This window comes from Nonomuraea sp. NPDC048882, assembly GCF_040649755.1.
Lineage (GTDB): Bacteria > Actinomycetota > Actinomycetes > Streptosporangiales > Streptosporangiaceae > Nonomuraea > Nonomuraea maheshkhaliensis.
Genome location: NZ_JBEZGB010000027.1, coordinates 88,387 through 112,849, shown reverse-complemented (window position 1 = coordinate 112,849; position 24,463 = coordinate 88,387). Strand labels below are relative to the sequence as shown.

At 70.9% G+C, this 24,463-nt stretch carries 24 protein-coding genes; 14 read left to right on the top strand and 10 right to left on the bottom strand.

From position 1 onward, the window contains the following. On the top strand, positions 1 to 2,439 hold a 2,439-nt coding region (locus AB0C27_RS51425), incomplete at its 5' end, for a CARDB domain-containing protein (RefSeq protein ID WP_357861832.1). On the opposite strand, the gene AB0C27_RS51420 is transcribed toward AB0C27_RS51425, so the two are convergent. Continuing rightward, positions 2,436 to 3,314, bottom strand: coding sequence for a sugar kinase (locus AB0C27_RS51420; protein WP_346104631.1), 879 nt, complete (start codon positions 3,312 to 3,314; stop codon positions 2,436 to 2,438). The genes AB0C27_RS51425 and AB0C27_RS51420 overlap by 4 nt on opposite strands. 193 nt (positions 3,315 to 3,507) lie before the next feature. On the opposite strand from AB0C27_RS51420, the gene AB0C27_RS51415 reads away from it, so the two are divergent. The 5 genes from AB0C27_RS51415 (at position 3,508) to AB0C27_RS51395 (ending at position 6,885) form a co-directional block, all read left to right on the top strand. Next, positions 3,508 to 4,248 (top strand): hypothetical protein, encoded by a 741-nt coding sequence (locus AB0C27_RS51415; protein WP_357861830.1) that lies wholly within the window; start codon positions 3,508 to 3,510, stop codon positions 4,246 to 4,248. Positions 4,249 to 4,394: 146 nt separating this feature from the next. After that, positions 4,395 to 5,099, top strand: coding sequence for a DUF4344 domain-containing metallopeptidase (locus tag AB0C27_RS51410; RefSeq protein WP_357861828.1), 705 nt, complete (start codon positions 4,395 to 4,397; stop codon positions 5,097 to 5,099). 17 nt (positions 5,100 to 5,116) lie between these two features. Beyond that, positions 5,117 to 5,821: a maleylpyruvate isomerase family mycothiol-dependent enzyme gene (locus AB0C27_RS51405; protein WP_357861826.1), complete on the top strand. Its 705-nt coding sequence runs from the start codon at positions 5,117 to 5,119 to the stop codon at positions 5,819 to 5,821. A 64-nt stretch (positions 5,822 to 5,885) separates the two neighbouring features. Beyond that, positions 5,886 to 6,134: a DUF6343 family protein gene (locus tag AB0C27_RS51400; RefSeq protein WP_357861824.1), complete on the top strand. Its 249-nt coding sequence runs from the start codon at positions 5,886 to 5,888 to the stop codon at positions 6,132 to 6,134. A gap of 70 nt (positions 6,135 to 6,204) precedes the next feature. Beyond that, positions 6,205 to 6,885 (top strand): WHG domain-containing protein, encoded by a 681-nt coding sequence (locus tag AB0C27_RS51395; protein WP_357861822.1) that lies wholly within the window; start codon positions 6,205 to 6,207, stop codon positions 6,883 to 6,885. Between the two features lie 5 nt (positions 6,886 to 6,890). Here AB0C27_RS51395 and AB0C27_RS51390 read toward each other — a convergent pair whose 3' ends face one another. Both AB0C27_RS51390 and AB0C27_RS51385 read right to left on the bottom strand, forming a co-directional pair. After that, on the bottom strand, positions 6,891 to 7,136 hold the full coding sequence (locus tag AB0C27_RS51390; RefSeq protein WP_357861820.1) for a type B 50S ribosomal protein L31: 246 nt from the start codon (positions 7,134 to 7,136) through the stop codon (positions 6,891 to 6,893). A 28-nt stretch (positions 7,137 to 7,164) separates the two neighbouring features. Then, complete coding sequence (locus AB0C27_RS51385; protein WP_357861819.1) at positions 7,165 to 7,977, bottom strand: SDR family oxidoreductase; 813 nt, start codon at positions 7,975 to 7,977, stop codon at positions 7,165 to 7,167. A 167-nt stretch (positions 7,978 to 8,144) separates the two neighbouring features. Here AB0C27_RS51385 and AB0C27_RS51380 point away from each other — a divergent pair, with 167 nt between their 5' ends. Together AB0C27_RS51380 and recQ are read left to right on the top strand one after the other, a co-directional pair. Next, on the top strand, positions 8,145 to 9,293 hold the full coding sequence (locus AB0C27_RS51380) for an MFS transporter (protein ID WP_357861817.1): 1,149 nt from the start codon (positions 8,145 to 8,147) through the stop codon (positions 9,291 to 9,293). Positions 9,294 to 9,629: 336 nt separating this feature from the next. Beyond that, complete coding sequence (gene recQ, locus AB0C27_RS51375) at positions 9,630 to 11,456, top strand: DNA helicase RecQ (protein ID WP_357861815.1); 1,827 nt, start codon at positions 9,630 to 9,632, stop codon at positions 11,454 to 11,456. A gap of 1,274 nt (positions 11,457 to 12,730) precedes the next feature. Here the strand turns inward: recQ and AB0C27_RS51370 are convergent. The 3 genes from AB0C27_RS51370 to tnpA all read right to left on the bottom strand — a co-directional run bounded on the left by AB0C27_RS51370 (position 12,731) and on the right by tnpA (position 15,393). Then, entirely contained in the window at positions 12,731 to 13,072 is a 342-nt protein-coding gene (locus AB0C27_RS51370; protein ID WP_357861813.1) for a hypothetical protein, read from the bottom strand. A 733-nt stretch (positions 13,073 to 13,805) separates the two neighbouring features. Further along, positions 13,806 to 14,990 carry a transposase gene (locus AB0C27_RS51365; RefSeq protein WP_357861811.1) on the bottom strand — a complete coding sequence of 395 codons (1,185 nt, stop codon included), beginning with the start codon at positions 14,988 to 14,990 and terminating at the stop codon, positions 13,806 to 13,808. Further along, positions 14,983 to 15,393 (bottom strand): IS200/IS605 family transposase, encoded by a 411-nt coding sequence (gene tnpA / locus AB0C27_RS51360; RefSeq protein WP_357861842.1) that lies wholly within the window; start codon positions 15,391 to 15,393, stop codon positions 14,983 to 14,985. Before tnpA ends, AB0C27_RS51365 begins: the two co-directional genes overlap by 8 nt. A gap of 166 nt (positions 15,394 to 15,559) precedes the next feature. Here tnpA and AB0C27_RS51355 point away from each other — a divergent pair, with 166 nt between their 5' ends. Further along, positions 15,560 to 17,185 (top strand): CocE/NonD family hydrolase, encoded by a 1,626-nt coding sequence (locus AB0C27_RS51355; protein ID WP_357861809.1) that lies wholly within the window; start codon positions 15,560 to 15,562, stop codon positions 17,183 to 17,185. A 277-nt stretch (positions 17,186 to 17,462) separates the two neighbouring features. Then, on the top strand, positions 17,463 to 17,831 hold the full coding sequence (locus AB0C27_RS51350; protein WP_357861807.1) for a hypothetical protein: 369 nt from the start codon (positions 17,463 to 17,465) through the stop codon (positions 17,829 to 17,831). A 55-nt stretch (positions 17,832 to 17,886) separates the two neighbouring features. Here the strand turns inward: AB0C27_RS51350 and AB0C27_RS51345 are convergent, their stop codons facing one another. Next, the gene (locus AB0C27_RS51345; RefSeq protein WP_357861805.1) at positions 17,887 to 18,696 is read right to left on the bottom strand and encodes a lysophospholipase; all 810 of its coding nucleotides are present in this window, start codon (positions 18,694 to 18,696) and stop codon (positions 17,887 to 17,889) included. 132 nt (positions 18,697 to 18,828) lie between these two features. Here AB0C27_RS51345 and AB0C27_RS51340 point away from each other — a divergent pair, with 132 nt between their 5' ends. From AB0C27_RS51340 to AB0C27_RS51325, 4 genes are read left to right on the top strand one after another with little or no spacing between them, the layout of a single operon-like run. Then, positions 18,829 to 19,317, top strand: a complete 489-nt coding sequence (locus AB0C27_RS51340) for a methylated-DNA--[protein]-cysteine S-methyltransferase (protein ID WP_357861804.1) — start codon at positions 18,829 to 18,831, stop codon at positions 19,315 to 19,317. Then, entirely contained in the window at positions 19,314 to 20,015 is a 702-nt protein-coding gene (locus AB0C27_RS51335; protein ID WP_357861802.1) for a 2OG-Fe(II) oxygenase, read from the top strand. The genes AB0C27_RS51340 and AB0C27_RS51335 overlap by 4 nt, the downstream gene beginning before the upstream one ends. A gap of 50 nt (positions 20,016 to 20,065) precedes the next feature. Continuing rightward, on the top strand, positions 20,066 to 20,467 hold the full coding sequence (locus AB0C27_RS51330) for a hypothetical protein (protein ID WP_357861800.1): 402 nt from the start codon (positions 20,066 to 20,068) through the stop codon (positions 20,465 to 20,467). Continuing rightward, positions 20,461 to 21,186 carry an alpha-ketoglutarate-dependent dioxygenase AlkB gene (locus AB0C27_RS51325; RefSeq protein ID WP_357861840.1) on the top strand — a complete coding sequence of 242 codons (726 nt, stop codon included), beginning with the start codon at positions 20,461 to 20,463 and terminating at the stop codon, positions 21,184 to 21,186. Before AB0C27_RS51330 ends, AB0C27_RS51325 begins: the two co-directional genes overlap by 7 nt. A 42-nt stretch (positions 21,187 to 21,228) precedes the next feature. Here AB0C27_RS51325 and AB0C27_RS51320 read toward each other — a convergent pair whose 3' ends face one another. The 3 genes from AB0C27_RS51320 to AB0C27_RS51310 all read right to left on the bottom strand — a co-directional run bounded on the left by AB0C27_RS51320 (position 21,229) and on the right by AB0C27_RS51310 (position 24,408). Continuing rightward, positions 21,229 to 21,921 carry a helix-turn-helix domain-containing protein gene (locus tag AB0C27_RS51320; RefSeq protein WP_357861798.1) on the bottom strand — a complete coding sequence of 231 codons (693 nt, stop codon included), beginning with the start codon at positions 21,919 to 21,921 and terminating at the stop codon, positions 21,229 to 21,231. 56 nt (positions 21,922 to 21,977) lie between these two features. Further along, on the bottom strand, positions 21,978 to 23,012 hold the full coding sequence (locus AB0C27_RS51315; protein ID WP_357861796.1) for an alpha/beta hydrolase-fold protein: 1,035 nt from the start codon (positions 23,010 to 23,012) through the stop codon (positions 21,978 to 21,980). Between the two features lie 121 nt (positions 23,013 to 23,133). Further along, complete coding sequence (locus AB0C27_RS51310; protein ID WP_357861794.1) at positions 23,134 to 24,408, bottom strand: amidohydrolase family protein; 1,275 nt, start codon at positions 24,406 to 24,408, stop codon at positions 23,134 to 23,136. Positions 24,409 to 24,463 lie beyond the last annotated feature (55 nt).

The window sequence follows — 24,463 nt, the reverse complement described above, 5'->3', positions numbered from 1 at the left end:
GACGTCCGCCTGCAGTTCACCGCCAACACCGGCGCCCCAGGCGGCCAGGTCGCCGAGTTCCAGATCTTCGGCACCCCGGCACCCAACCCCGACCTGACCGTGTCGGGCCTGACCTCCTCCCCGGCCTCACCGGTCGAGACCGACGCGGTGACGCTGTCGGCCACGGTGCGCAACGCCGGCACCGCCGCCTCCGCCGCCACCTCGGTGGCCTTCTACGCCGGGGACAGCAAGGTCGGCACCGCCGCTGTCGGCGCGCTGGCCGCAGGGGCGACCGCGACCGTGTCGGCGAGCATCGGGGTCAGGGACGCGGGCACGTACCAGCTTGAAGCCAGGGTGGACGAGCAGAACGCGGTCCCCGAGCAGAACGAGGGCAACAACTCCACCACCGGCACGCTGACCGTGCGGCCGGTCGACACGGCCGACCTGATCGCCTCCCCGGTCTCCTGGACGCCGGGCAACCCGGCCGCGGGCACCACGGTGACGTTCTCGGTCGCGATCAGGAACCAGGGCACCGTGGCATCCAGCGGGGGCTCCCACGGCATCACGCTCACCGTGCTCAACGACGCGGGCACCGTCGTCAGGACGCTGACCGGGTCGGCGAGCGGCGCCATCGCGGCCGGAGCCACCACCGCGCCGGTCTCCCTGGGCACGTGGACGGCCGCCGACGGCAAGTACACCGTGCGCACCGTGCTCGCCGACGACGCCAACGAGCTGCCGGTCAAGCGGGCCAACAACACCAGCACGCTGCCGCTGTTCATCGGGCGGGGCGCGAGCATGCCGTACGACACGTACGAGGCCGAGGACGCCGCCGTCGGCGGCGGCGCGACCCGCGTCGGCCCCAGCAGGGACGTCGGCACGATCGCCGGCGAGGCCTCCGGGCGGCGCGCGGTGACGCTCGGCCAGACCGGGGCCTACGTCGAGTTCACCACCAGAGCGCCGACGAACAGCCTGGTCACCCGCTTCTCGATCCCCGACGCCCCGGGCGGCGGCGGCATCGACTCCACCCTGAACGTCTACGTCAACGGCAGCTTCCTCAAGGCCGTCAACCTCACCTCCCGCTACGCCTGGCTGTACGGGGCCGAGTCGAGCCCGAACAACAACCCCGGCTCAGGCCCGCCGAGACACATCTACGACGAGGCGAACCTGCTGCTCGGCACCACGGTCCCGGCGGGCGCCAGGATCAGGCTGCAGAAGGACGCGGCCAACACCTCCACCTACGCGATCGACTTCGTGGACTTCGAGCAGGTCACCCAGGCCGGCAACCCGGACCCGGCGAAGTACGCCGTACCGGCCGGTTTCGGGCACCAGGACGTGCAGAACGCCCTCGACAAGGCCCGGATGGACGCGAGCCTGACCGGCGTCTACCTGCCCGCCGGCGACTACCAGACGACCGGCAAGTTCCAGGTCTACGGCAAGGCGATCAAGGTGGTCGGCGCCGGCCCGTGGTTCACCAGGTTCCACGCCCCCTCGGGGCAGCAGAACACCGACGTCGGCTTCCGCGCCGACGCCACCGCCAACGGCACCACGTTCGCGGGCTTCGCCTACTTCGGGAACTACGTCGAGCGCATCGACGGCCCCGGCAAGGTGTTCGACCTGACCAACGTGGCGAACCTGACGATCGAGAACGTCTGGATCGAGCACCAGGTCTGCATGTTGTGGGGCACGAACACCGACAACCTGACGATCAGGAACGCGCGGATCAGGAACGTGTTCGCCGACGGCCTGAACCTGACCAACGGCAGCACCGGCAACCACGTCACCAACGTCGAGACCCGCTCCACGGGTGACGACAGCTTCGCGCTGTTCTCGGCCACCGACCACAACTCCGGCGAGCAGACCGGCAACGTCTTCGAGAACCTCACCTCGCTACTGACCTGGCGGGCGGCGGGTCTGGCCGTGTACGGCGGCTACGACAACACGTTCAGAAACATCTACATCGCCGACACGCTGGTGTACTCGGGCATCACGATCAGCTCGCTGGACTTCGGCTACCCGATGCACGGCTTCGGCGCCAGCCCGCCGACGACGTTCGACAACATCTCGCTGGTACGGGCGGGCGGGCACTTCTGGGGACAGCAGACGTTCCCGGCGCTGTGGGTGTTCTCCTCCTCGAAGGTGTTCCAGGGCATCCGGGTCAGCAATCTGGACATCGTGGACCCGACGTACAGCGGGATCATGTTCCAGACCGGCTACCAGAACCCGACCACCCCGCTGAACCCGATCAGGGACACGATCTTCACGAACGTGTCGATCAGCGGGGCGCGTAAGAGCGGTGACGCGTTCGACGCCAAGTCCGGCTTCGGCATCTGGGTGAACGAGCTGCCCGAGCCGGGTCAGGGCCCGGCGATCGGGTCGGCCACGATCAACGGCCTCAGGCTGGCGAACAACCACACCGACATCAGGAACACGACCTCGACCTTCACCCTGAATGTGAACTAACCGTACAGATCGGCTCTGGTGGGCAACCCCTGCCAGTCGCTCGCGCTGGTCACCGCGGCGGCGCTCAGCAGCGCCCCGCGGTGCAGGCGTTCCTGGGGGGTGAGGCCGTCGAGCGCCGCGCTGATGTAGCCGGCCGCGAACGCCTCCCCCGCCCCCGAGGTGTCCACGATGGGGACCTGCCAGCCCTGCACGTCGTACCGCATCCGGTCGGCCCGGACGCTGGCGCCCTTGGCGCCCCGGTCGACCACGACCTCGCGCTCGGGGGTGAGGGCGGGCTTGACCAGGTCGAGCTCGTCCTGGCGGAGGAAGAGCAGGTGCGAGGCGCAGGCCAGCTCGCTGAGCACCTCCTCGGCCTCCCGTACGGAGGGCCACAGCTCAGGGACGTACTCGACGGAGAAGGAGATCACCACGTCGGCGTTCCTGGCCGCGCTCACGGCGGCGCGCACGGCTTCCAGAGCGTTCCTGCCCAGGCCGGCCGTGATTCCGGTCACGTGCAGCATCTTCGCCGCGGCGATCCGGTCGATCGGCACGTTCCCGGGGGTGAGCAGCGAGCCGGCCGATCCCGCGCGGTAGTGGATCATCCTGGGCTCGCGCCCCACGCGTGTCTCCCTCAGGACCAGGCCCGTGCGCGTGCCCTCGGCCACGCGCACGTCGAGGACGTCCACGCCCTCGCCTCTGAGCGCGGTGAGCGCTCTGGCGCCGAGCTCGTCGGCGCCCAGTTTGCCCAGGTACGCGGAGCGGTGGCCGAGCCTGGCCAGGGCGATGGCCAGGGTGAACTCGGGCCCGCAGACGTCCAGTCTGGCCTCGCTCTCGTGGCGGACCCGCCCGCTGGAGACGACCCCCAGCGCCTCCCCCAGGGTGTAGACGTCAGTCATGCGCCAGACTGTAGTGGCTCGGGCAGTCTCAAAAGGGATTTTTTGGACATCGTCCCAGGTTAAACCTGTGATCAAATATTTTCTGCAACTTTAGCGAACCTTTTCCCCAACTGATGACTCAAAGTAGTAGAGGGACCCGGCCCCCCGAGCCGGGTCTGAAGTTGTCTATACGGGGAGAGGAATCAGCACCCTCATGCAGAAGATCGCAGTAGGAATCCTTTCCGCCCTTGTGGGCGGATCCATGCTCGTCACCGGCGCGGGCGCCGCTTCCGCCGCCACCACCAAGCACGACACCCGTCTCGTCATCCGGGACATCAGCCCCAACCCCGTCGTGGTCAAGGGCGACGCCGAGACGACCGCGTACTTCGACGTCGGCGCCAGCCGCGACGTCAAGAAGGTCGAGTTCAGCGTGGCCCCCGCCGAGGGCTTCCACACGATGCGCAGCAAGAGCCTCAAGGAGCTCGAGGGCTGGCGCTACGCCATCGGCTTCAACAAGAACGACCCGGCCGGCAAGTGGAAGGCCACCGCCGTGGCCTTCGACGGCGAGGGCAAGAAGCTCGCCGAGGACTCGGCGTTCTTCGCCGTCGAGATCGCCAAGGACAAGGCCCAGACGCGGATCTCCCGCTTCAGCGCCGACCCCTCCAAGGTCCGCAAGGGCCGGTCGATCTACTTCTCCGGCACCCTGCTGGAGCGCGAAAGCCGCTTCGACTGGGACGGCGTCCGCGGCGAGCGCGTGAGCATCTACTACCGCGCCAACGGCTCCAGCGCCTGGAAGTGGGTCGCCAGCGACTGGACCTCGCGTAGTGGCAAGTTCTTCGCCAAGACGCGCGCCTACAAGAGCGGCACGTTCCGCGCCGTCTACAACGGCGACCGTGAGCTCGAGGGCACCACGAGCCGCACCGACTACGTGCGGGTCTACTCCTGGCGTCGATAGTCACCAGATTGTCTGAGGCCCGGCCCATTCGTGGGCCGGGCCTCCGGCATTCCCGGGAGTCTTTACCTTTCCCAAGGTTTATCGATCATTTAATCGCCGCATGGTGAGTCCCATTGCATTGATCGATCCCCCTAAGGAGCTCCCGTATGCCGCACCCGGTGATCGCCCTCGTCCTGAGCGTGACGAGCACGCTGGTGACGGCCCCCGCCCCGGAACTGTCCGTACGCTACGAGCAGCCCGGCTCCCGCGGCGCCGAGGAGGCCAGGCGGTTGCTGAAGGACAGCGGCGTGCTGAAGACGCGGCTCCGGCTGCCCGAGCGCGTCGAGATCGTCGCCCAGGACTGTGACGAGCCCGCCGCCCGCTGGAACCACGACAAGCGCCGGATCACCCTGTGCTACTCGCTGGTGGACAAGGTACGCGACACGATCAAGGGCATCTCCGAGACCGAGGAGACCGGCGAGCACGCCGAGGAGCACCGCATGGACGGCGCGCTGTCCGTGCTCTTCCACCACCAGCTCGGCCACGCCCTGACCACGCTCAACGGCCTGCCCGACAGCGACGCGCAGGCCGACCAGTTCGCGGCGCTCGCGCTGGCCGCCGACGCCCCCAAGCGCGTGGTGGCCGCCGCCGAGGCCCGCCACCTGCTGGCCGGCCACGCGGGCATCGGCCATCTGTCCGGCATGGAGGAGTCCGCCACGTTCGCCTGCCTGCTGTACGGCACAGACCCGGCCAAGTACGACCGGATCGCCAAGGGCGGCTGGGTCCCGCCCGAGCGCGCGCCCTCCTGCGCCGGCGAGTACGCCAAGGTCAAGTCGGCCATCGGCGACAAGGTCGTGAAAGTCGGCACCTGACGGGTAGCGTCCCGGGTATGCCCGACGACCTGCTCAAAGACCTCAACCCGTTCGACATCTTCGACGCCGAGGCCGCCCGGCTCGACCGGCACTTCTCGGGGCTCGACGAGGCCGGCTGGCTGCGCCCGTCCCGCTGCGACGGCTGGACGGTCCGCGACGTGCTGGCGCACCTGGCCGGCGAGGAGCTGTACAACCAGGCCTGCCTGCACGGCTCCGTCCAGGAGCTGCTGAGCCGCCTGGCCGACGAGGGGATCGGCGGCTACAACGACTTCAACGAGTGGTGCGTGCGGCAGCGCAGGGAGCTTCCCATCGAGGAGGTCCTGGAGGAGTGGCGGACGCAGAACGGCGCCACCCGCGAGGAGATGCGCGCCCTCGGCCCCGACGCCCTGCTCGACACGATGGCGGGGCCGTACCCGACGGGCCGGCAGGCCTTCCACTACGACTCCGAGTACGCCACCCACGCCGACGACGTCGGCGCGCCCGTCTCCGCGCAGGAGGCCCCCGGCCGGCTGGCCTGGCGGGTGGCGGTGGGCCGGTTCGTGCTCGCCGAGCAGGACGCCAAGGTGCGGGTGGAGCAGTCGGCCGACCAGATCGTGGCGGCCGTGGACGGTGTCACGGCCACGCTGTCGTACCCGGAGTTCGTCGAGGCCACAGTGGGCCGCCTGCCCGCCTCCCACGGCCTCGACCCGCGCGTCGCCGCCGCGCTGAGGTGCCTGGCCTGATCCCGCCTGATCCTGAGACTGATCCTGATCTGAGCCTGAGACTGATACTGAGAGGAGTGCGATCATGTGGCTGCGCAACCGCGCGGGCACCGAGCCGGTCACCGCGCGCAGCCCGCTGGGCGCGCGTCGTGTCCTGTCGCTCGTCGCGCTCGTGCTCGGGGTGGTGGCGGCGGTCGTCTTCGCCGTGCTCGCGATGAGCACCGGCGCGCAGGTCTGGGTCTGGGAGGCCCTCATCGCCGCCGCGGTGGCCGTCGTCGCCGCGATCGACCTGGCCGTGCTGCGGCACCGCCGCTCACGTCGTACGGGCGGATGACGTCACGTGCGGGCTCGCGTCGTGCGGGCGGATGACGTCACGGGTGTTGATGAGCCCGGATAATGAGGGGATGTCAACACCGCGGCAGCGCTACCGGGAGCAGGTCAAGAGCGAGATCAAGCAGGCCGCGCTCGCCCAGATCGGCGGCGGCGGGGCGGCGGCGCTGAGCCTCAACGCGGTGGCCAAGCAGCTGGGCATGACCGGGCCCGCGCTCTACAAGTACTTCGACAGCCGCGACAGCCTGCTCACCGACCTGATCCTCGACGGCTACGCGGAGCTGGCGGCTGCCGTACGCGCCGGGATCCGCGACGGCGGGCCGCGCGAGCGCCTGCACGGGCTCGGGGGGGCCTTCCTGACCTGGGTCACGGCCAACCCGCACGTCTTCCAACTGCTCGCGGGCACGCCGTCGCCCGGCTACCAGGCGCCGCCGGAGAGCGTCGATCGGGCCAGGGACGTGCTGGGGCCGTTCCTGCCGGTGTTCGGGCAGGGACGGTGCGGGCCCGCTGTGGAGCCGCTGCGGGAGGAGATGCTGGGCTGGGTGGAGCAGACTCCCGCCGTGGCCGAGTGGGTGCGGGCGTACGCGCCCGACGGCGACCCGGCCACGGCGCTGACCGGGACCATCATGGTGTGGAGCCGGCTCCAGGGCGTCCTGAGCCTGGAGGTCCAGGGGCAGTTCGCCGGGATGGGACACCGGACGACCACGCTGCTGACCGCGGAGATGGACTCACTGGCCGACACCATGGGCATCTAGCGTCCTCAGGCCTTGCCGTACCTCTGGTTGAACCGCTCGACCCGGCCGGCGGTGTCGAGGATGCGGCCACGGCCCGTGTAGAAGGGGTGGCTGGCGGACGACACGTCCACGTCGATGACCGGATACGTCTTGCCGTCCTCCCACTCGATGCTCCTGTCGCTGGTCAGGGTCGAGCGGGTGAGGAAAGCGAAGCCGACGCTCGGGTCACGGAAGACGACCGGACGGTAGGCGGGGTGCAGGTTCTTTCTCATGGCTCCTGCAACCAGGTGACAACGGTTTTCATTCCCTGGCTTCCGGATCCAGTCCGAGCACGGTCCGGCCCCCGTCCACGGGGATCGTCGCGCCGTTGACGAAGGCGGCGTCGTCGGAGAGCAGGTGGGCCACGACGGAGGCCACCTCGGCCGGCGCGGCGACCCGGCCGAGCGGGTGCAGCCTGGCCAGGTCGGCCTCCACCCGCGCCGCCTCCTCCGGAGTCAGGCCGGCCAGGAAATCCTGGTACCGCTCGGTCGCCACCGAACCGGGGGCCACGGCGTTCACCCGGATGCCGTGCCTGCCGTACTCGACCGCGAGCGCCCTGGTCAGCCCCTCCGTGGCGGCCTTGGCCGTGGAGTAGGGCAGGCTGCCGGGCACCGCCCTGGTGGCCTGGTGCGAGGTGACGTTGACGATGGCGCCAGGGGTGCCGGCGGTCAGGAAGTGGCGTACGGCGGTCGCGCAGCCCACCACCGCCAGGTCCAGGTTGGCCGCGATCAGCGCCCTGACCTCGGCGATCGGCGACGAGTGCACGGAGAGGTCGCGGAACACGGCCGCGTTGTTGACCCAGCCCGCCAGCGTGCCCGACTCCTGCGCCAGATCGGCCGCCCAGGCCGCCACCTCCTCGTCGGCCGCGTCGCCGATCACGGGGACGACCCGGGGGCCGGCCCAGGACAGGGCCTCCTTGTCGCGTTCGACGACCACCACCGTGCGCTCGTCCGTGCGCCCGCCCGCGTGCCTGTCCGTGTGCCTGTCCGAGTGCCCGTCGCGTTGGAGCAGCCGCTCCACCACGGCCCTGCCGATCCCGCGCCCGCCGCCTGTGACCACATAGGAAATGCTCATGCTTCCGACGCTATGTCCGGCAGCGCCGCTCGGGGCGGACCCGTCCCGGGACGCCTGTCGTTGAGGCCGCCTTTGGACAAAGTGACATGTATCACCGAGTCCGCCTGCTCATGAACGGGAACCAATCAAAGGTGATCGCGCCCGCCGCCCGAAGCACGTCCGCACGAATGATCGGCGCACTCGCGATCACTCAGACCGCCGGTTACGGTGTCCTCTACTACGCGTACTCGGTGCTCATCCCGCCCATGTCGCGCGACCTGGACGCCGGGGTCGCCCAGCTCACCGGGGCGCTCACGTTCGCGGTGCTGGTGTCCGCCCTGGCCGCGCCGCTCGTCGGGCGCCTGCTCGACCGGCGCGGCGGACGCGGGCTGATGACGCTCGGCTCGGTGCTGGGCGCGCTGGCCGTGCTCGCCTGGTCGCAGGTCCGTACGGTGACACAGCTCTACCTCGCCTGCGGCCTGCTCGGGGTGGCGTCGTCGATGGTGCTGTACGAGGCGGCGTTCGCGGTGATCGTGGCCTGGTTCGACGCGGAACGGCGGGCGCGGGCGCTGCTCGCGGTGACGGTGGTGGCCGGGTTCGCCTCCAGCATCTTCCTGCCGCTGACCGGGTTCCTCGTGGAGTTGTACGGGTGGCGGCAGGCCCTGGTCGTCCTAGCCGCCGGCTACGCGCTGACCGCCGTGCCCCTGCACGGGCTGGCGCTGCGCAGCCGGTCGGCGCCGCCCCACGCCGCGCGGCGGGAGATCGTCGCGACTGCCCTGCGCGAACGGCCGTTCTGGCTGCTCGTGGCGGCCTTCCTGACGCAGACGGGCGCGCTGGCGGTCATGGGGGTGCTGCTGGTGACGTACCTCATCACCCTGGGACACGCACCCGTGTTCGCGGCCGGCGTGGCCGGGCTGCTCGGCGTCCTGTCCGTGACCGGGCGGCTGGTGACGACCGGCCTCCAGACGCGCTGGCCGGTGGCGACGATCACGGCCGTCATGTTCGCCCTCCAGGGGCTGGCGGCGGTGCTGCTGCCGCTGACCGGGCGCAGCGTGGGCGGGGCTGTCGTGGCGGTGGTGCTGTTCGGGCTGGGCTTCGGGGTGTCCACGATCGCCCGTCCCGCGCTGCTGGCGGACCGGTACGGGACGGCCGCGTACGGGTCGCTGAGCGGGGCTCTGGCGCTGCCGATCACCGTGGCCAAGGCGGTGGCGCCGTTGCTGGCGGCCGGGCTGGCGCAGGTCGCGGGCTACCCGGCGGTGATGGCCGCGGTCGCGACGGCCTGTAGCCTCGGGGCCCTGTCACTGCTTCTGTATGGCAGGATGCCGGCGCGCCCTTGAAGGGCTTCGGACAGCGTACGGACGCGGCTTGGGACGGCTTCGGGTCGCGTACGGACGCATGGGGGCTTGAGCGGCTTCAGGTCGCGCACGAACCCGCCCCGGCCTACGATCGAGGGGTCCCACGGAACCCACAGGACTCACGGAACCGACGGAACCCACGGAACCGACAGAACCCACGGAACCCGCAGGACCACGGACCCGAACAGCAACCCGGACTCGACAGCACCCACGGAAGCGACGGCACCCACGGACCCACGAAAAATTGGGGAATCAGTCGGCCGTCTGCCGTGGGCGGAAACGACGACCCGCCCTCCCACGAACACGTAAGGTAGCCGCATGGATACCCCCACCGACGTCCTGCACCGCGTGTTCGGCTACGACGCGTTCCGTGAGGGCCAGCAGGAGATCATCGATCATGTCGTGGCCGGCGGCGACGCGCTCGTCCTCATGCCCACCGGCGGCGGCAAATCGCTCTGCTACCAGATCCCCGCGCTGGTGCGCCGGGGCGTCGGGGTGGTCATCTCACCGCTGATCGCGCTCATGCAGGACCAGGTCGACGCGCTGCGGGCGCTCGGCGTGCGGGCGGGGTTCCTCAACTCGACCCAGAGTATCGACGAGCGGCAGCTCGTGGAGTCGGAGTTCCTGGCCGGCGAGCTCGACCTGCTCTACCTCGCCCCCGAGCGGCTGCGCGTCGACTCCACGCTGCGGCTGCTCGGCAAGGGCGACATCTCGGTGTTCGCCATCGACGAGGCGCACTGCGTGGCGCAGTGGGGGCACGACTTCCGTCCCGACTACCTGGAGCTGTCCAGGCTGCACGAGCTGTGGCCCGACGTCCCGCGCATCGCCCTGACCGCGACCGCCACCCCCGCGACGCATGCCGAGATCTCCTCCCGGCTCGGCCTCGACCAGGCCCGCCACTTCGTGGCCAGCTTCGACCGGCCCAACATCCACTATCGCATCGCGTCGAAGAGCGAGCCCAAGCGCCAGTTGCTGGAGTTCCTGCGCACGGAGCATCCCGGCGATGCGGGCATCGTCTACTGCCTGTCTCGCTCCTCGGTCGACAAGCTGGCCGAGTTCCTGGTCGACAACGGCATTGCGGCGGTGCCGTACCACGCGGGGCTCGACGCCCAGACCCGTGCCCTGCACCAGTCCCGCTTCCTGCGCGAGGAGGGGCTGATCGTGGTCGCCACGATCGCGTTCGGCATGGGCATCGACAAGCCCGACGTGCGCTTCGTGGCCCACCTCGACCTGCCGAAGTCGCTGGAGGGCTACTACCAGGAGACCGGGCGCGCGGGCCGCGACGGCCTGCCCGCCACGGCGTGGATGGCCTACGGGCTCAACGACGTGGTGCAGCACCGGCGGATGGCGATGGAGGGCGACGAGGCACACCGCCGGCGCCAGGTGCTCCACCTCGACGCGATGCTGGCGCTGTGCGAGACCGTCACCTGCCGGCGCATCATGCTGCTCGACTATTTCGGGCAGAAGGGCTCGCAGCCGTGCGGCAACTGCGACACCTGCCAGACCCCGCCCGCCTCCTGGGACGGCACGGTCCCGGCGCAGAAGGTGCTGTCCACGGTGCTGCGGCTGGCGCGGGAGCGGCGGCAGAAGTTCGGGGTCGGGCAGGTGGTGGACATCCTGCTCGGCAAGAAGACCGCCAAGGTGCTGCAGCACGGCCATGAAACCCTCAAGGTGTTCGGAGTCGGCGACGACCTGGGCAACGCCGAATGGCACGGGGTGGTGCGCCAGTTGCTGGCCCAGGGGCTGCTGGCGGTGGAGTCCGACTACGGGGCGTTGGTGCTGACCGACGACAGCGCCGCCGTGCTGCGCGGCCAGCGCGAGGTCATGCTGCGCCGCGAAACCGCCCGCCCGGCCCGCGCCAAGGTGGCCTCCTCCGGCGGCAAGTCCGCCCAGACCGCCGCCGAACTCCCCGCCGAAGCCGCCCCCGTCTTCGAGCGCCTGCGCTCCTGGCGCGGAGCCACCGCCAAGGAGCAGGGGGTGCCCGCCTACGTCATCTTCCACGACGCGACCCTCCGCGAAATCGCCACCCGCATGCCCACCACACTGGCCGAGCTGAGCCAGGTGAACGGCGTCGGCGAAAACAAACTGGCCAAATACGGAGACCAGGTCCTGAAGGTCCTCCAAGCCGACGAACCAGAAGATTAAGCCCTAGCCGAACCCCCGACTGGGCCAACTGAACAGCAACTGCGCCCTCGGCCGAACCCCAGCCTGAGCAGCAGCCGAGCCTCGGCTAACCCCTAGCTGGGCCCGACCGAGCAGCGACTGAGCCCTCAGCCGAGCCCCGGACTGAGCCGCGACTGAGCCCTCAAACTGACCCTTACCCGAGTACGTTCGGGGCATCGGTGCTTGTGCCCGCTTACACGCCTCCGTAGGACCGCCTGCGGGCCCGCCTTGGTCGCCGCCCGTGCTGCTGACCGCCCATCCAGCAGCACCGATGCCTGTGCCCGGCTACGCGACGCCGCAGGACCCGACTGCTGGCCCATCCCGGTCGGCACTCCGATTGTTGGCCCAGGACCCAGCCCCCGCCCAGATTGGTTCGCGTGCAGCTGAGCTGTTATCCGGACTGGTTCGTACACAGCTGGGCCGTCACCCCGGGCTACTTCAGCCACAACTGAGGCCCCACCCGCCCTCACATCAACCGCTCCTACGCCGTACGATCATCCTGTACGACAAAGCCAGACGTTTGGTTCCGGCACGGCTATAAGCGAATACGCGACGTCACGACCGATACGGTGAGAAGATCGGTAACGGACGCTCGGTCACCACGGCCGGGAAGCCCACGCAGGCCGCACCGTGCCAAGGGGGGACGGAAACCCGTCCGGCCCGATCCGCGAAGCGGCGCGTCGGATCCGACGCGGACAGGCCGGCCAACGTGGTGGCGACGACCGTTCTTCGTGCGGCCGTCGCCACCACCACGCCACTCCCACCCGTCGGCCCTCTGCTCCCCTCCGCCCGCCCGACGACCTGGCCTTTAGTTCGCCCCACGGCCCACCTCTCAGCCAGGGTCGGCAGGGCCGCCACTGCTCAGCCGCTGGGCCCAGCTGGAACTGCCGGGCACCGCCGCTGCTCAGCCGAGGGCTCAGCCAGGCCCAGCCGAGGGCGAACCAGTCCGGGCGGCGCCCCAGAGGAGCAGCAGGCGGCCCTGCGTCGGCGCGTAGCCGAGCACAGACACCGGTGGGCCTACATGCTCGGGCGAGGGGTTGTAGGCGGAACCAGTTCGGGCGGCGACCCAGATAAGCCAGCCAGCGGTCCTGCACCGACGCGTACCCGGACACCGGCACCTGGAGCGAACCCGCCCGGATGGCGGTCAGTTGTTGGCGAACAGTCGGGATGACGACCGAGGCGAGCCAGGCGGCGGTCCTGCGGCGTCGCGTAGGCGGGCACGGCCACCGGTAGGGAGAACGTGCCCGGGCAAGCGGTCAGCAGTGCGGGAACCAGTCCGAGTGGCGGCCCAGGTGGGCCAGGAGGCGGTCCTGCGGCGTCGCGTGGGCGGGGACTGGCACTGGTGGGGCGAATCTGCCTGGGCGGTCCTGGGCGGTGACGAACAGGCGGGCCAGGTCGAGCAGTTCCTCGGCCAGGAGTGGTGGGATCGGGCGGTGTTCGCCGCAGGCCCTGGCCACGTCCCAGCCGTGCGCGGTGAGCTCGATGGCGCCGATCGCGGCCACCATCGGGCTGGTCAGGTGCCGGTCTCCTACGGGGACGAGGTCGTCGCCGGCCATGGCGGCCCATCGCCCGAGCACCTCCGTGGCGCCGTCCCGCACCAGGAGAGCCGGGTTGCCCACCCATGTCGGGGCGGGTGACGGCAGCCCGAGCGACGACGGCCCGGGTGACGACGGTCCGGGTGACGACGGTCCGAGTGACGACGGTCCGAGTGACGATGATCCGGGGGGCAAGGGCTTGGGTGACCGCAGGCCGGGTGACAGCGGCCCAGGCGACAGCGATCCCGGTGACGGCGAACATGGTGACGGCGAACATGGTGACGGCGAACATGGTGACGGCGAACATGGTGACGGCGGCCCGATCAATCGGCCGTCGGGGTTGGTAGCGATGCTTCCTCCGGGGGCCTGCTGTGGGGGGCAGGGATAGCCGGAGTTAGTGGGGATCGGGGGGAGCGGGATGGGGCCGGTGGCGGCCTGGTTGAGGGTTTGCAAGGAGTCGGTCATGTGGTCCAGCAGCCGTTGCAGGTTCCAGCCGGCGCACGGTGTGGCGCGGCAGAGCGCGGATGGGGTGACAGCGTGCAGGCTGCCGAGGGTGTAGTCGATGGCGCGTTCCAGCAGCGCCACGCCCGCCGCCAGCGCCCTTCCTTGCTCGCTCATAACGCCTCCTCGTAGGTGCAGACCCAGGGCGGGCGGAAAAGTCATCGTCTCCGTGCGAGCGTTTCCGAGTCGGTGTCGGGTATGTCCGCATTTGCGGCATGGTGAGTCGTACTCTGGGCCGCCGTGAGCGAAAGGATCTGTCGTGACTCCTCCACTCCCTGAAGGGAGCGGCTTCTCGCTAAGCCGCTTCCGCAGCCTGGCGAAGGGCAAGCCCCGCCCTGAGGATGTTGTTGGCCGCGTTCACGTCGGCGTGCGCGGCGTGCCCGCACGCCGTACAAGCAAACGAGGCTTGGGTGAGGCGGTTCTCCTTCGCGCAGTGCCCGCAGCGGGCGCACGTGCGGGAGGTGCCGGCAGGGTTCACCGCGATCAGCTCTCGACCGGCGCTTTCAGCCTTGTGCGCGAGGATCGTCAGGAACACCCCCCAACCCGCGTCCAGGATGCTGCGATTCAAGCCGGACTTCTGCGCGACGTTCCGGCCGGGAGCATCGATCGTGCCGGACGCGCTGCGGGTCATGTTCGTGATCCGCAGGTCCTCGTGCACCATCATGTCGTAGTTGCGGATCAGCGCCAGCGCGGTCTTGTGTGCCCCGTCGATCCGCTGGCGGCGGACCTTGGCGTGCAGGGCGGCCACCCGTGCGACGGCCTTACGGCGGCGCTTGGACCCGCGTTTCTTGCGGGCCAGGTTGCGCTGGGCTTCCGCGAGACGATCAGCGGTCGTAGCAAGATGGCGCAGGTTGGCCACGTGCGCGCCGTCGCTGGTGGTGACCAGACAGGCCACGCCCATGTCGATGCCCACCACCGCGCCGGTGGCGGGCATGGGCTCGGCGGGCACGTCGTCGCACGACAGAACCAGATACCAGCGGGAGCCTTCCCGCTTCACGCTGATCGTCTTGACCCGGCCCCTGACCGGCCGGTGCCGGTGGACACGGACGTGCCCGATGCCCTGGAGGCGCACGAATGTAGCAGAGGGGTGCTCGGGCTGGGAGTCCCACCGGCAGCCGTCGCCGTCTTTCGGCCACTCCACCGAGTCGAACCAGCCACGCCCCTTGAACCGTGGAAACCCCGGCGTACGCCCGGCCTTGACCCGGTCGAAGAACGCGCGGAACGCCTTGTCGAGCCGCCGCAGGGTGGCCTGCTGAGAGGAGAACGACCACCGGCCCTGCCCGCCGGTGTCGTCGGCGCGGACGTGCTTCAACTCGGCCGACTGGTCTCCGTATCGGACGCTCACGCCCGCCTTGGCGTAGGCCGTACGCCGGTGCTCAAGGGCTGCGTTGTACAGCGTGCGGTGGTCCTCCAGACATGCCGCCAGCGCCCCCGCCTGCTTGCTGGTGGGGCGCAGCAGGAACTTGTACGACCTACGCACGGCCACCGCCCTTGGACGGCCGCTCGTCCTGCGTCTCGATGTAGCGCTGCACCGTCTCGGCCGACACCGCGCCGACCGTGGCCACGAAGTAGGACCGCGACCACAGCGTGGGCAGCTGGGAACGCAGGTGCGGAAACTCGGCGCGCAGGTAATGGGAGGTGAACCCCTTGAACTGGTTGGCCACGTACGACGGCGAGTTCTTCGGGTGGGACCTGACGAACAGGTGCACGTGGTCGGACATCACCTCAAGCGCCACGATCTCCCAGCCGTGCTCGTCGGCCTTGGCGCGGATCAACTCCTCCAGGCGGTCTTTCACCCGGCCGCCGAGGACCGGGCGCCGGTACTTCGGGCACCACACCACGTGGTATCCGAGGTCGTACGCCGCGCCCGGGGAAGTGCGCACCTGACGAGTCACACGATCATTATAACCGTGCTATCCATCTAACGCGCGATGAACGGAGACCTCTGATGCGCGGACCTGACAGGTCACTGCACGCTCGGGCCTTGACGGCCCTCCCGCTCCCAATTCCCCCGTCGCCTCAAGGCGACGGTCCCCTCGGGAGAGTCTGATGGGCATGCTCAGCCGGCTGTTCGACCGACTCCTCGGTCTGCCCGAGGCCACGACGCCTGACATCGAGGTCGTCCGTGAGCTGCGCGTGCCGATGCCCGACGGGGTCGTTCTGCGCGCCGACCGCTACCGCCCGCGCGGGTCCGAGCCGCTGCCGGTGGTGCTGATGCGCACTCCGTACGGCAAGCACAAGCTCGACATGACGGGCACCGCCCGCGTGCTGGCCAGGCGGGGCATGCAGGTGGTCGTGCAGGACGTCAGGGGTACGTTCAGCTCGGGCGGCCGGTTCTCGGCCTTCCACCAGGAGCGGCGGGACGGTCTCGCCACCGCCGCCTGGCTGCGCGAGCAGCCCTGGTGCGACGGAAGGCTGGCGACGGCGGGGGCGAGTTACCTCGGGTACACGCAGTGGGCGATCGGCCCCTACCTCGATCCTCCGCTGGAGGCGATGTGCCTGGGGGTGACGGCCGGCGAGTTCAGGACGACGTTCTATCCGGGCGGCGTCTTCGCCCTGCACAACCTGCTGACCTGGGCGGCGCTGCTCGGCACGCAGGAGGACGCGTGGCTGAGCGGGCTGCTGCCGAACCCGCGCCGGGAGAGCCGGGTGCGGCGCGCCATGGCGCACGTGCCGATCGGCCGGTCCGACGTGGCCGCCATCGGCAAGCGGGTGCCGTTCCTGCGCGACGCCGCCGCCCACACCGAGGCGGACGACCCCTTCTGGGCCGACACCGACCACACCGCCGCCGCCGTCACGATGACAACGCCGACCAGCATGGTGACCGGCTGGTGGGATCTGCTCCTGCCCGCGCAGCTACGTGACTTTGCGGCCCTGCGCGCGGCCGGGCGGCACAGCCGGATCCTGATCGGCCCCTGGGGGCACGACCTGGGCGCTTTGCGGGCGCTGCTGGCCGAGGAGGTGTCCTGGCTGTCGGCGCATCTGCTCGGGGACACCGCCCAGCTCCAGCGCTCCCCGGTACGGCTCTACCTCCAAGGAGCCGGCGCCTGGCTCGACTTCGACGACTGGCCGCCGCCGCGGTCCGTACCGGCTGAGCTGCATCTGCTCGATCGGCGGGCCCTCGGTTGGGACGGACCGGGAACCGGCGGGCCCGACGGCTTCACCTACGATCCCGCGCATCCCACGCGCTCGGCCGGCGGGCCGCTGCTCGATATGCGGGAGTCGAAGCAGCGTGACAACCGCGCCGTCGAGGCCCGTCCCGACGTGCTCGTCTACACCGGGGCGCCGCTCCCCCGCCGGCTCGACCTGATCGGGCCCGTCTCGGCCACCGTGCACGTACGCACCGACACCGGGCACGCCGACCTGTTCGTCCGGTTGTGCGACGTCGATCGGGACGGCGTGTCGCGCAACGTCACCGACGGCATCCTGCGACTGCCGACCGGGAGCGCGGGCGTGGTCAGGGCCGAGGTCGAGCTGCAGCCGACCGGGTACCGGTTCCAGCCTGGGCACCGGCTGCGGGTGCAGGTGGCGGGCGGGGCGTTCCCCCGGTTCGCGCGCAACCACGGGACCGGGGAGCCCGTGGGGAAGGCGGTGCGGACCCGGCCGACGCGCTTCGAGATCTTCCACGACGCGGAGCATCCGTCGTCGCTCACCCTGCCGGTGTTCGAGGGGTGATCGCTGCTACCGGCCCCGCCAAGAACCTTTTCCGCTGAGCGCGAGTAAGGGAGGTGACGGGAAGGGGTGGGTTGTTGTGGTGATGAGGGTGCTGCGGGTGCTGGCGGTCTGTTCGGTGGTGGTGGCGGCGGTCGGGGGATGTGCGGGTGGTGGGGGCGGCTCGGGTGAAGTCGGTGCCAAGGCTTCCGGTACGTCCCGGGCTGCCGCAGGTGCGAGCGTCACGGCGACCCCTGAAGGGACCCCGGCGGCTCCTTCTGCGAGCGAGCCGGCTCCCGTGGTGACGGAGGGGAAGGGGTGTAACGGTACGCCGGTCTTCCTGGGTGAGGGGTTTCCCGAGGTGCGGGGGACGGCGGCGGGTGCCGAGTTGTGGGGGTTGTTGTTCGTCGGGCCGCCGCCGCTCAGCCGGGACAAGGAGATCAAGATCGTGTGGCGGATGACCGGCGAAGGGCCGTTGCGGGTACGCGCCACACTCCCGGACGGGCGCACGGCCAGGCTGGCGTGGGGCCCTGAGCAGCACGGTGGATCGACCTGGAGGCGGCCCGGGCAGGAGTGGGGCACCGGGTTCGTGTTCCCGAAGGCGGGCTGCTGGAAGGTCGAGCTCACCCGGACCAGCGGCTCGGGTCACGCCTGGCTGCTCGTCAAGTGACCCCGGCGACCGGGCCCGTCGTCGAGTGGTGGTCAAGGCCGGCGTTCGCGCGGGGTCAGGTGGGGAGGGTGCGGTCGATGAAGGAGGTCACGTCGTCCAGCACCTCGTCCTTGTTCGTCTCGTTGAAGACCTCGTGCCTGGCCCCCGGATAGATGCGTTCGGTGAGGTCGCCGCCCCTGACGGCGTCGATGCCCGAGCGGCTGCCGGGCAGCGGGACGAGCTGGTCGTCGTCCCCGTGCACCCACAGCGTGGGCAGGGCGCCGAACGTGCCGCCCTTGGCGATCGTGTCGAGCGCCGTCGCGAACGCCTCCAGCGTCGTGCGCTTGAACGGCCCGTGCCACACCAGCGGGTCCTCGGCGTACGCGGCGCCGACGGACAGGTCGCGGGAGAGGGTGGCGGGGTCGATGGGGGTGTCCGGCGGCTCCTCGTACGTGAGCAGTTCGGGCACGATCGCCCATTCCCCGATCACCGGCCCGGACAGGACGAGTGCGGTCAGACCGGAGCCGTAACGCTGGGCGTAACGAGCCGCGATCATGCCGCCCATCGAGTGGCCGATCACGACGACGGGGACGCCCGGATGGTCGTCCCTGGTTCGCTCCTCGACGGTGTGCACGTCGGTGACCACGTCCTCGAAGTCCTCGATGAGCACCCGGTCGCCCTCGGACTTGCCGTGGCCCATGTGGTCGAGGCCGTAGACGGCGGCGCCGTGGCGGACGAGGCGGTCGGCCACGTACTCGTAGCGGCCGATGTGCTCGCCATAGCCGTGGACCAGGACGGCGACGTATCGAGGCCGGTCATGGGGCCATTCGCGGACCGTGTTGCGGCCCTTGGCGCCGGTGAAGGTGTGCTCGCGCGACTCGGCCATGCTCACTCCTAGCTCGCCATTGCGGTGAGGGTACGCCGCCCGTTCGATGATCGTCCAATGCGGAGGGAAAAGGGGGTGCCGCGAGGTCCGAAAACCGCCGACCTGTGAGCGGGCGGCGGTGTTGTAACAGGTATGGACATCTACACCACGATCGACAGCCCCTTGGGGGAGATCCTGCTGGCCGGGGACGGTTCCGTGCTGACCCGCGTGTCGTTCGACGTGACCTCGGCGCGGGCGGGGTGGCGGCGGGAGCCGGGCGCGTTCGCCGAGGCGGAGCGGCAGCTCGGCGAGTACTTCGCGGGCGACCGCACCGCGTTCGAGCTGCCGTTCCGCACGGAGGGCAGCGCGTTCCACGAGCGGGTGTGGGCGGCGGTGGCGGCGCTCCCGTACGGCACGACGACGAGTTACGGCGCACTGGCCGCGCGCATCGGCGCGCCCGCCGACCGCGTCCGCGCCGTCGGGGCGGCCGTCGGCGCGAACCCGCTGCTCCTCGTGCTGCCCTGCCACCGCGTCGTCGCCGCGAACGGCGCTCTGACCGGGTACGCCGGCGGCCTCGAACGCAAGCACGCCCTGCTCACGCTGGAAGGCGTGCTGCAGCCTCAGCTCTGGAGCGCCTCATGATGAGGACTCTGGAGCGGGCCGACTGGGCCGGGCTGGCCGGGGAGCTGGACGCGTACGGGTGCGCGCTGACGCCGCAGGTGCTCACCGCGGAGGAATGCGGGCAGATCGCCGGGCTGTACGAGGAGGCCGGATTCTTCCGGGCCACCATCGACATGGAGCGTTATCGGTTCGGCGCCGGGCAGTACCGCTACTTCGATCATCCGCTCCCGCCACTGGTCGAACGGTTGCGGGCGGCGTTCTATCCCCGGCTGCTGCCGATCGCCCGCGACTGGGCGGCCAGGCTGAGGCAGCCCGCGCCGTGGCCGGACGATTTCGGGGAATGGTTGGACATGTGCCACGCGGCCGGTCAGAAGCGGCCGACGCCGATCCTGCTGCGCTACCGCAGCGACGACTGGAACGCCCTGCACCGTGACCTGTACGGGGACCTGGTCTTCCCGCTGCAAGTGGTGATCGGGCTGGACCGGCCGGGCGCGGACTACACCGGGGGCGAGTTCCTGCTGGTCGAGCAGCGGCCCCGGGCGCAGTCGCGGGGCACGGTGACCCTGTTGCCGCAGGGGCACGGGCTGATCTTCACCACGCGGGACCGGCCGGTCCGGTCGTCGCGCGGCTGGTCGGCCGCGCCGGTGCGGCACGGGGTGAGCACCGTACGCTCCGGCCTGCGGCACACGCTGGGCCTCGTCTTCCACGACGCCAAGTGACGCCCGGAACGGCGGGAGCCGGGTTCTGCGCGGAGGAGTTGGCGCGGGTTGTGGAGCTTGTCCGGGCGCAACGCGCCCGGACGGTCGTGATCGGGCACGGGCGGGACGGCGGGCCCGCCGCCGAGGCGTTCGCGCGGGCCTGGGCCGGCACGGTGCTGGCGGTGGTCGGCTGGCCGGAGCAGGCGGCCTCCTGGTTGCGGCAGGCCAGGCGGTTCACGGCGGGTGAGCCGGACGCCTGGGTGGTGGCGGGCGCGCCGCGCGGGTGGGCCGGCATGAGCGAGCGGCTGCGGCGCAGCACGGAGTGGGAGCCTGCGCGTACGTACGGCTTCGCGGCCACCGCCCGCGCGGTCGCGCTGGCCCCGCCTGGGACACTGGAGGGCATGCGCGGTGCCGACCACGACGGAAATGCCTGGCAGATCGGCCGAAACGTGATTTTTCGGGAAATATCGTGATCCCGCTCCCCCCGCGTGAGATCGCCCCCGGGGCGGTCCACGTGCCCGGCTGGCTCACCCTCGACGAGCAGCGCCACCTCGTCCAAGCCTGCCGCGCCTGGGCCCAGAGCCCCGTGCCGATCCGGCACACCGTGCTGCCGAGGGGCGGCGTCATGTCGGTCCAGACCGTCTGCCTGGGCTGGCACTGGCAGCCGTACCGCTACACCCGCCTGGCCCACGACGTGAACGGCCGGCAGGTCGCGGACTTCCCCGGGTGGCTGGCCGACCTGGGCCGCCGCGCCCTGTCCGACGCCTACAGCTCCGCCGCCCGCGCCGAGGGCGCCGACGGCGGAGTGACCGCGCCGCAGCCGTACGAGCCCGGCGCGTACAAGCCCGGCGCGTACAAGCCCAGCGCGTACGAGCCCGACACCGCCCTGATCAACTTCTACGACGGCCAGGCGAAGATGGGCATGCACCAGGACAAGGACGAGAAGTCGGATGCCCCGGTGGTGTCGCTGAGCATCGGCGACGCCTGTCTCTTCCGCTTCGGCAACCCCGAGACGCGCGGCCGGCCGTACACCGACGTGCGGCTCGCCTCGGGCGACCTGTTCGTGTTCGGCGGGCCGTCGCGCTTCGCCTACCACGGCGTGCCGAAGGTCTACCCGGGGACGGGCGATCCCGCCACCGGGCTGGCCTCCGGCCGGCTCAACCTGACGATGCGCGTCACCGGCCTGCGCTGACGCAGCCGAAACGCGTCACCGTCCCGCTATGACCGAAGCGCGTCACTGGCCCGCGAGGACGTAGTCGAACTCGTCGTCGGCGAACCGACGCCGCAGCTTGCGGACGATCTTGGCCCCGTCGTCCTGCGGCCCCTCCCGGTAGAAGGGCTTGCCGGAGCGGCCGAACGTGATCGTCGAGCCGCCCTCCCACTTGCCGAGCAGCTCGGAGCCGAGCGTGAAGCCGTCGCCCGGCTCGAACCCGAGCGTGCGCGCGTAGTCGACGGACCCGTACACCAGCTGCCTGACCAGCTCGATCGGCACCTCCTGCCAGCCCGCGTACTCGCCGAAGAAGTATTCGCGGAAGCGGACGAGGTCGCGGTCGTTGAGCACGTCGGGGCCGATGACGTTCTTCACGCCCAGGCAGTAGACGTCGGCCAGGTAGCCGCAGACGTGCAGCCGGTCCCAGGTGTGGCGGCGGGCGATGAGCACGGAGACCGCGCCGCCGGCGCCGGAGTCGGGGGCGTCGTCGACCCAGCCGGTGCTCGGGTCGAAGCCGAGCCCCTCGCTCCAGCCCGCGTTGATCCAGCAGCCGACGACCTCGGCCTCGGCGCCGCCCTCCGCGGCGTCGGCCGTCTCGGCGGCGATGGCGCGCACCAGCGGCGCGACGACCGACGGGGACACCTTGAGCGCGCGGGCGATCTCCTTGGGAGATCGGCCCTGCCGGCGCAGCTCGCGTACCTGGTCCTTCAGTTCCATTGCGGCAGCCTAACGGTCACCGGCACCCGCCGGTGACCGCCACGGCCGGGCGGGGTTCACTTGCTGAGCCGGCGCGACAACCAGGCGAGGGCCGGCGGGTAGCGGTACTCGATGCCGCCGTGCCCGGCGTCGAAGAGCTCGAAGTGGATCCGCTCGCCCGGCACGCCCGCCGCCTCCACGGCCCGGTGGAACGCCACGGCGCCGAAGTCGAGGAAGTACTCGTCGCGGCGGCCCGCGTCCACCCAGATGGCGCGCATCGAACGCAGCGCCTCGGCGTAGCGGGGCTCGCCGGCCATGATGACCGGGTCGCGTTCGAGCCAGCGCTCCCAGACCTCGGGCACGACGGCTCCGGTGTCGTCGAACGGCAGGCGCACGGTCCCGTCGGCGTCGGCGGAATAGGCGGACGAGTAGGCGTACATCTCCAGCAGTTCGAGGTCGCCGTCCTTGGTGCCGGCCAGACGGCCGCGGAAGTCGGTCAGGAACGTGTCGTACGAGCCGTCGTACATGTCACGCAGCCTGCGCGCCAGCCCGGGGAAGTGCGGCCGGGCGGAGACCTCGAACAGCGCGTCGCCCGCGTGCGTGGCCAGCGCGCCGAACACGTCGGGCGCCAGCATGGCGCTCACCATGGCGCCGTAGCCGCCGCTGGACTTGCCGGTGACGGCACGGTGGTCGCGGTCGGCGATCGTCCGGTAGTGCGCGTCCACGTACGGGACGATCTCGTCGCGCAGGTAGGAGTGGTAGGGGCCGGTGGCGGGCGAGTCGAGGTACTGGCTGCCGCCGAGCGCGGTCCAGGCGTCGACGTACACGACTATGGCGGGCGGCACGTCGCCGCCGGCGAACAACGCGTCGGCCAGCTCCGGGTACGGCTGGCGGAACGGAGCCCGGTTGAACCACATGGCGACGTGGCCGGTGTAGCCGAGCAGCACGTAGATGGAGGGGTAGCGGCGCTCGGAGTCGTCGTCGTAGCCCGGCGGGACGTACACGACCAGGGGGCGCTCGTGCGGGTCGCCCAAGGGGTTGCCCCGCAGCAGCGCGCTGTCGACGACGTGGTGATCGAGCCGTCCGGCCAGCTCGGCGGACCAGGGCAACATGAGATCTCCTTGTTCGATGGGACGCGGCCTGCGATGGGCTTGGCGTCTGCCTTTTTACGAGACGTGGCCTGCTTTGACGGGCCTGCTTCGACGGGACCCGGCCTCATGGGGGCCGGGGTGGTCAGCCGACCGACGTGGTCACGGTGTCCACGGCCGTCTGGCCGACGGAACGCCCCGAGACCAGGACGAGCGCGAGGTTGCGCAGGTCGGCGAGGCGTTCGAGCGGGTCGCCCGCGACGGCGATGAGGTCGGCCCGCTTGCCGGGGTCGAGGCTGCCGGTGACCTCGCCCACCCCGCAGGCGTCGGCGGCCAGCACGGTGGCCAGCTCGATGATCTCCGCGTTGCCGTAACCGGCCATCGCGAACACCTCCAGGCCGCCCACGTACAGGTCGGCCGGGTTCGCCACCCCGCCGGCCGCGAACCCGCAGTCGGTGCCCGCGATCTGCCGCACCCCCGCCTCCCGCATGAAGGAGACCCCCTGCAGCCAAGCTTCCTGCATCTCCTGTCCGTACACCTTGCGGATGCGGTCGAACACGCCGTGCGCGGTGGGGCAGACGTACGTGCCGGCGGCGGCGATCAGCTCGACGAGCTTGGCGTCGTAGCGGTGGCCCGACGAGGTGAAGAACGTGCAGTGCTCGATCGTGGCGACCCCGGCCTCGACGGCGCTGCGGATCGCCGCGTGCGCGTGGGCGTGGGCGGCGACGCCCTTGCCGCGCGTGGCCGCCTCCTCGACGACGGCGCGTAACTGCTCCGTGGTGTACTGCGGCACCCAACTCGGCGGCGCGCCCGGCGTCATCAGGCCGCCCGAGGCCATCACCTTGAGGCAGTCGGCGCCCGCGCGCAGGTTCTCCCTGGCCACGCGGCGCACGGCGGGCTCGTCGTCGGCCTCGCCGCCCATGTACCAGCAGTGGCCGCCGGTGATGGTGATGGGCCTGGTGGCGGCCAGGATGTGCGGCCCGACGGCCAGGCCCTCCTCGATGGCGTCACGCAGCGCCAGGTCGAGGAAGTCGCGCCCGCCGAGGTCGCGGGCCGTGGTGACGCCGGCGGAGACGAGCTTGCGGGCGTTCTCCGCCATCCGCAGCAGCAGGTGGCGCTCGCTCTCGGGGCTGCGCCTGGTCACCGGGTCGACCTGGGCGTCGAAGCCCAGGTGCACGTGGGCGTCGATCAGGCCGGGCAGCACGGTGTGCTCCGGCAGATCAAGCACCTCGACACCCTCGCCGACGTCACCCTCGCCGACCCCATCGTCCCCGGCCGCCCCACCGCCGGCGCCTGCCTCTCGCGCGCTGCCGCGCGGTCCGACCGAGACAATCCGGTCGCCATCGATGAGAACCTCTCCGTCGGTGATCACCTCTCCCCGGCGTCCGGTGAGCACCCTTGCCGCGCGAATGATCCTCATGCGCTCCACCCTGTCACGCGCCTAAAGGTCAGGAGAAGGGGATCGTAAGCCGCAC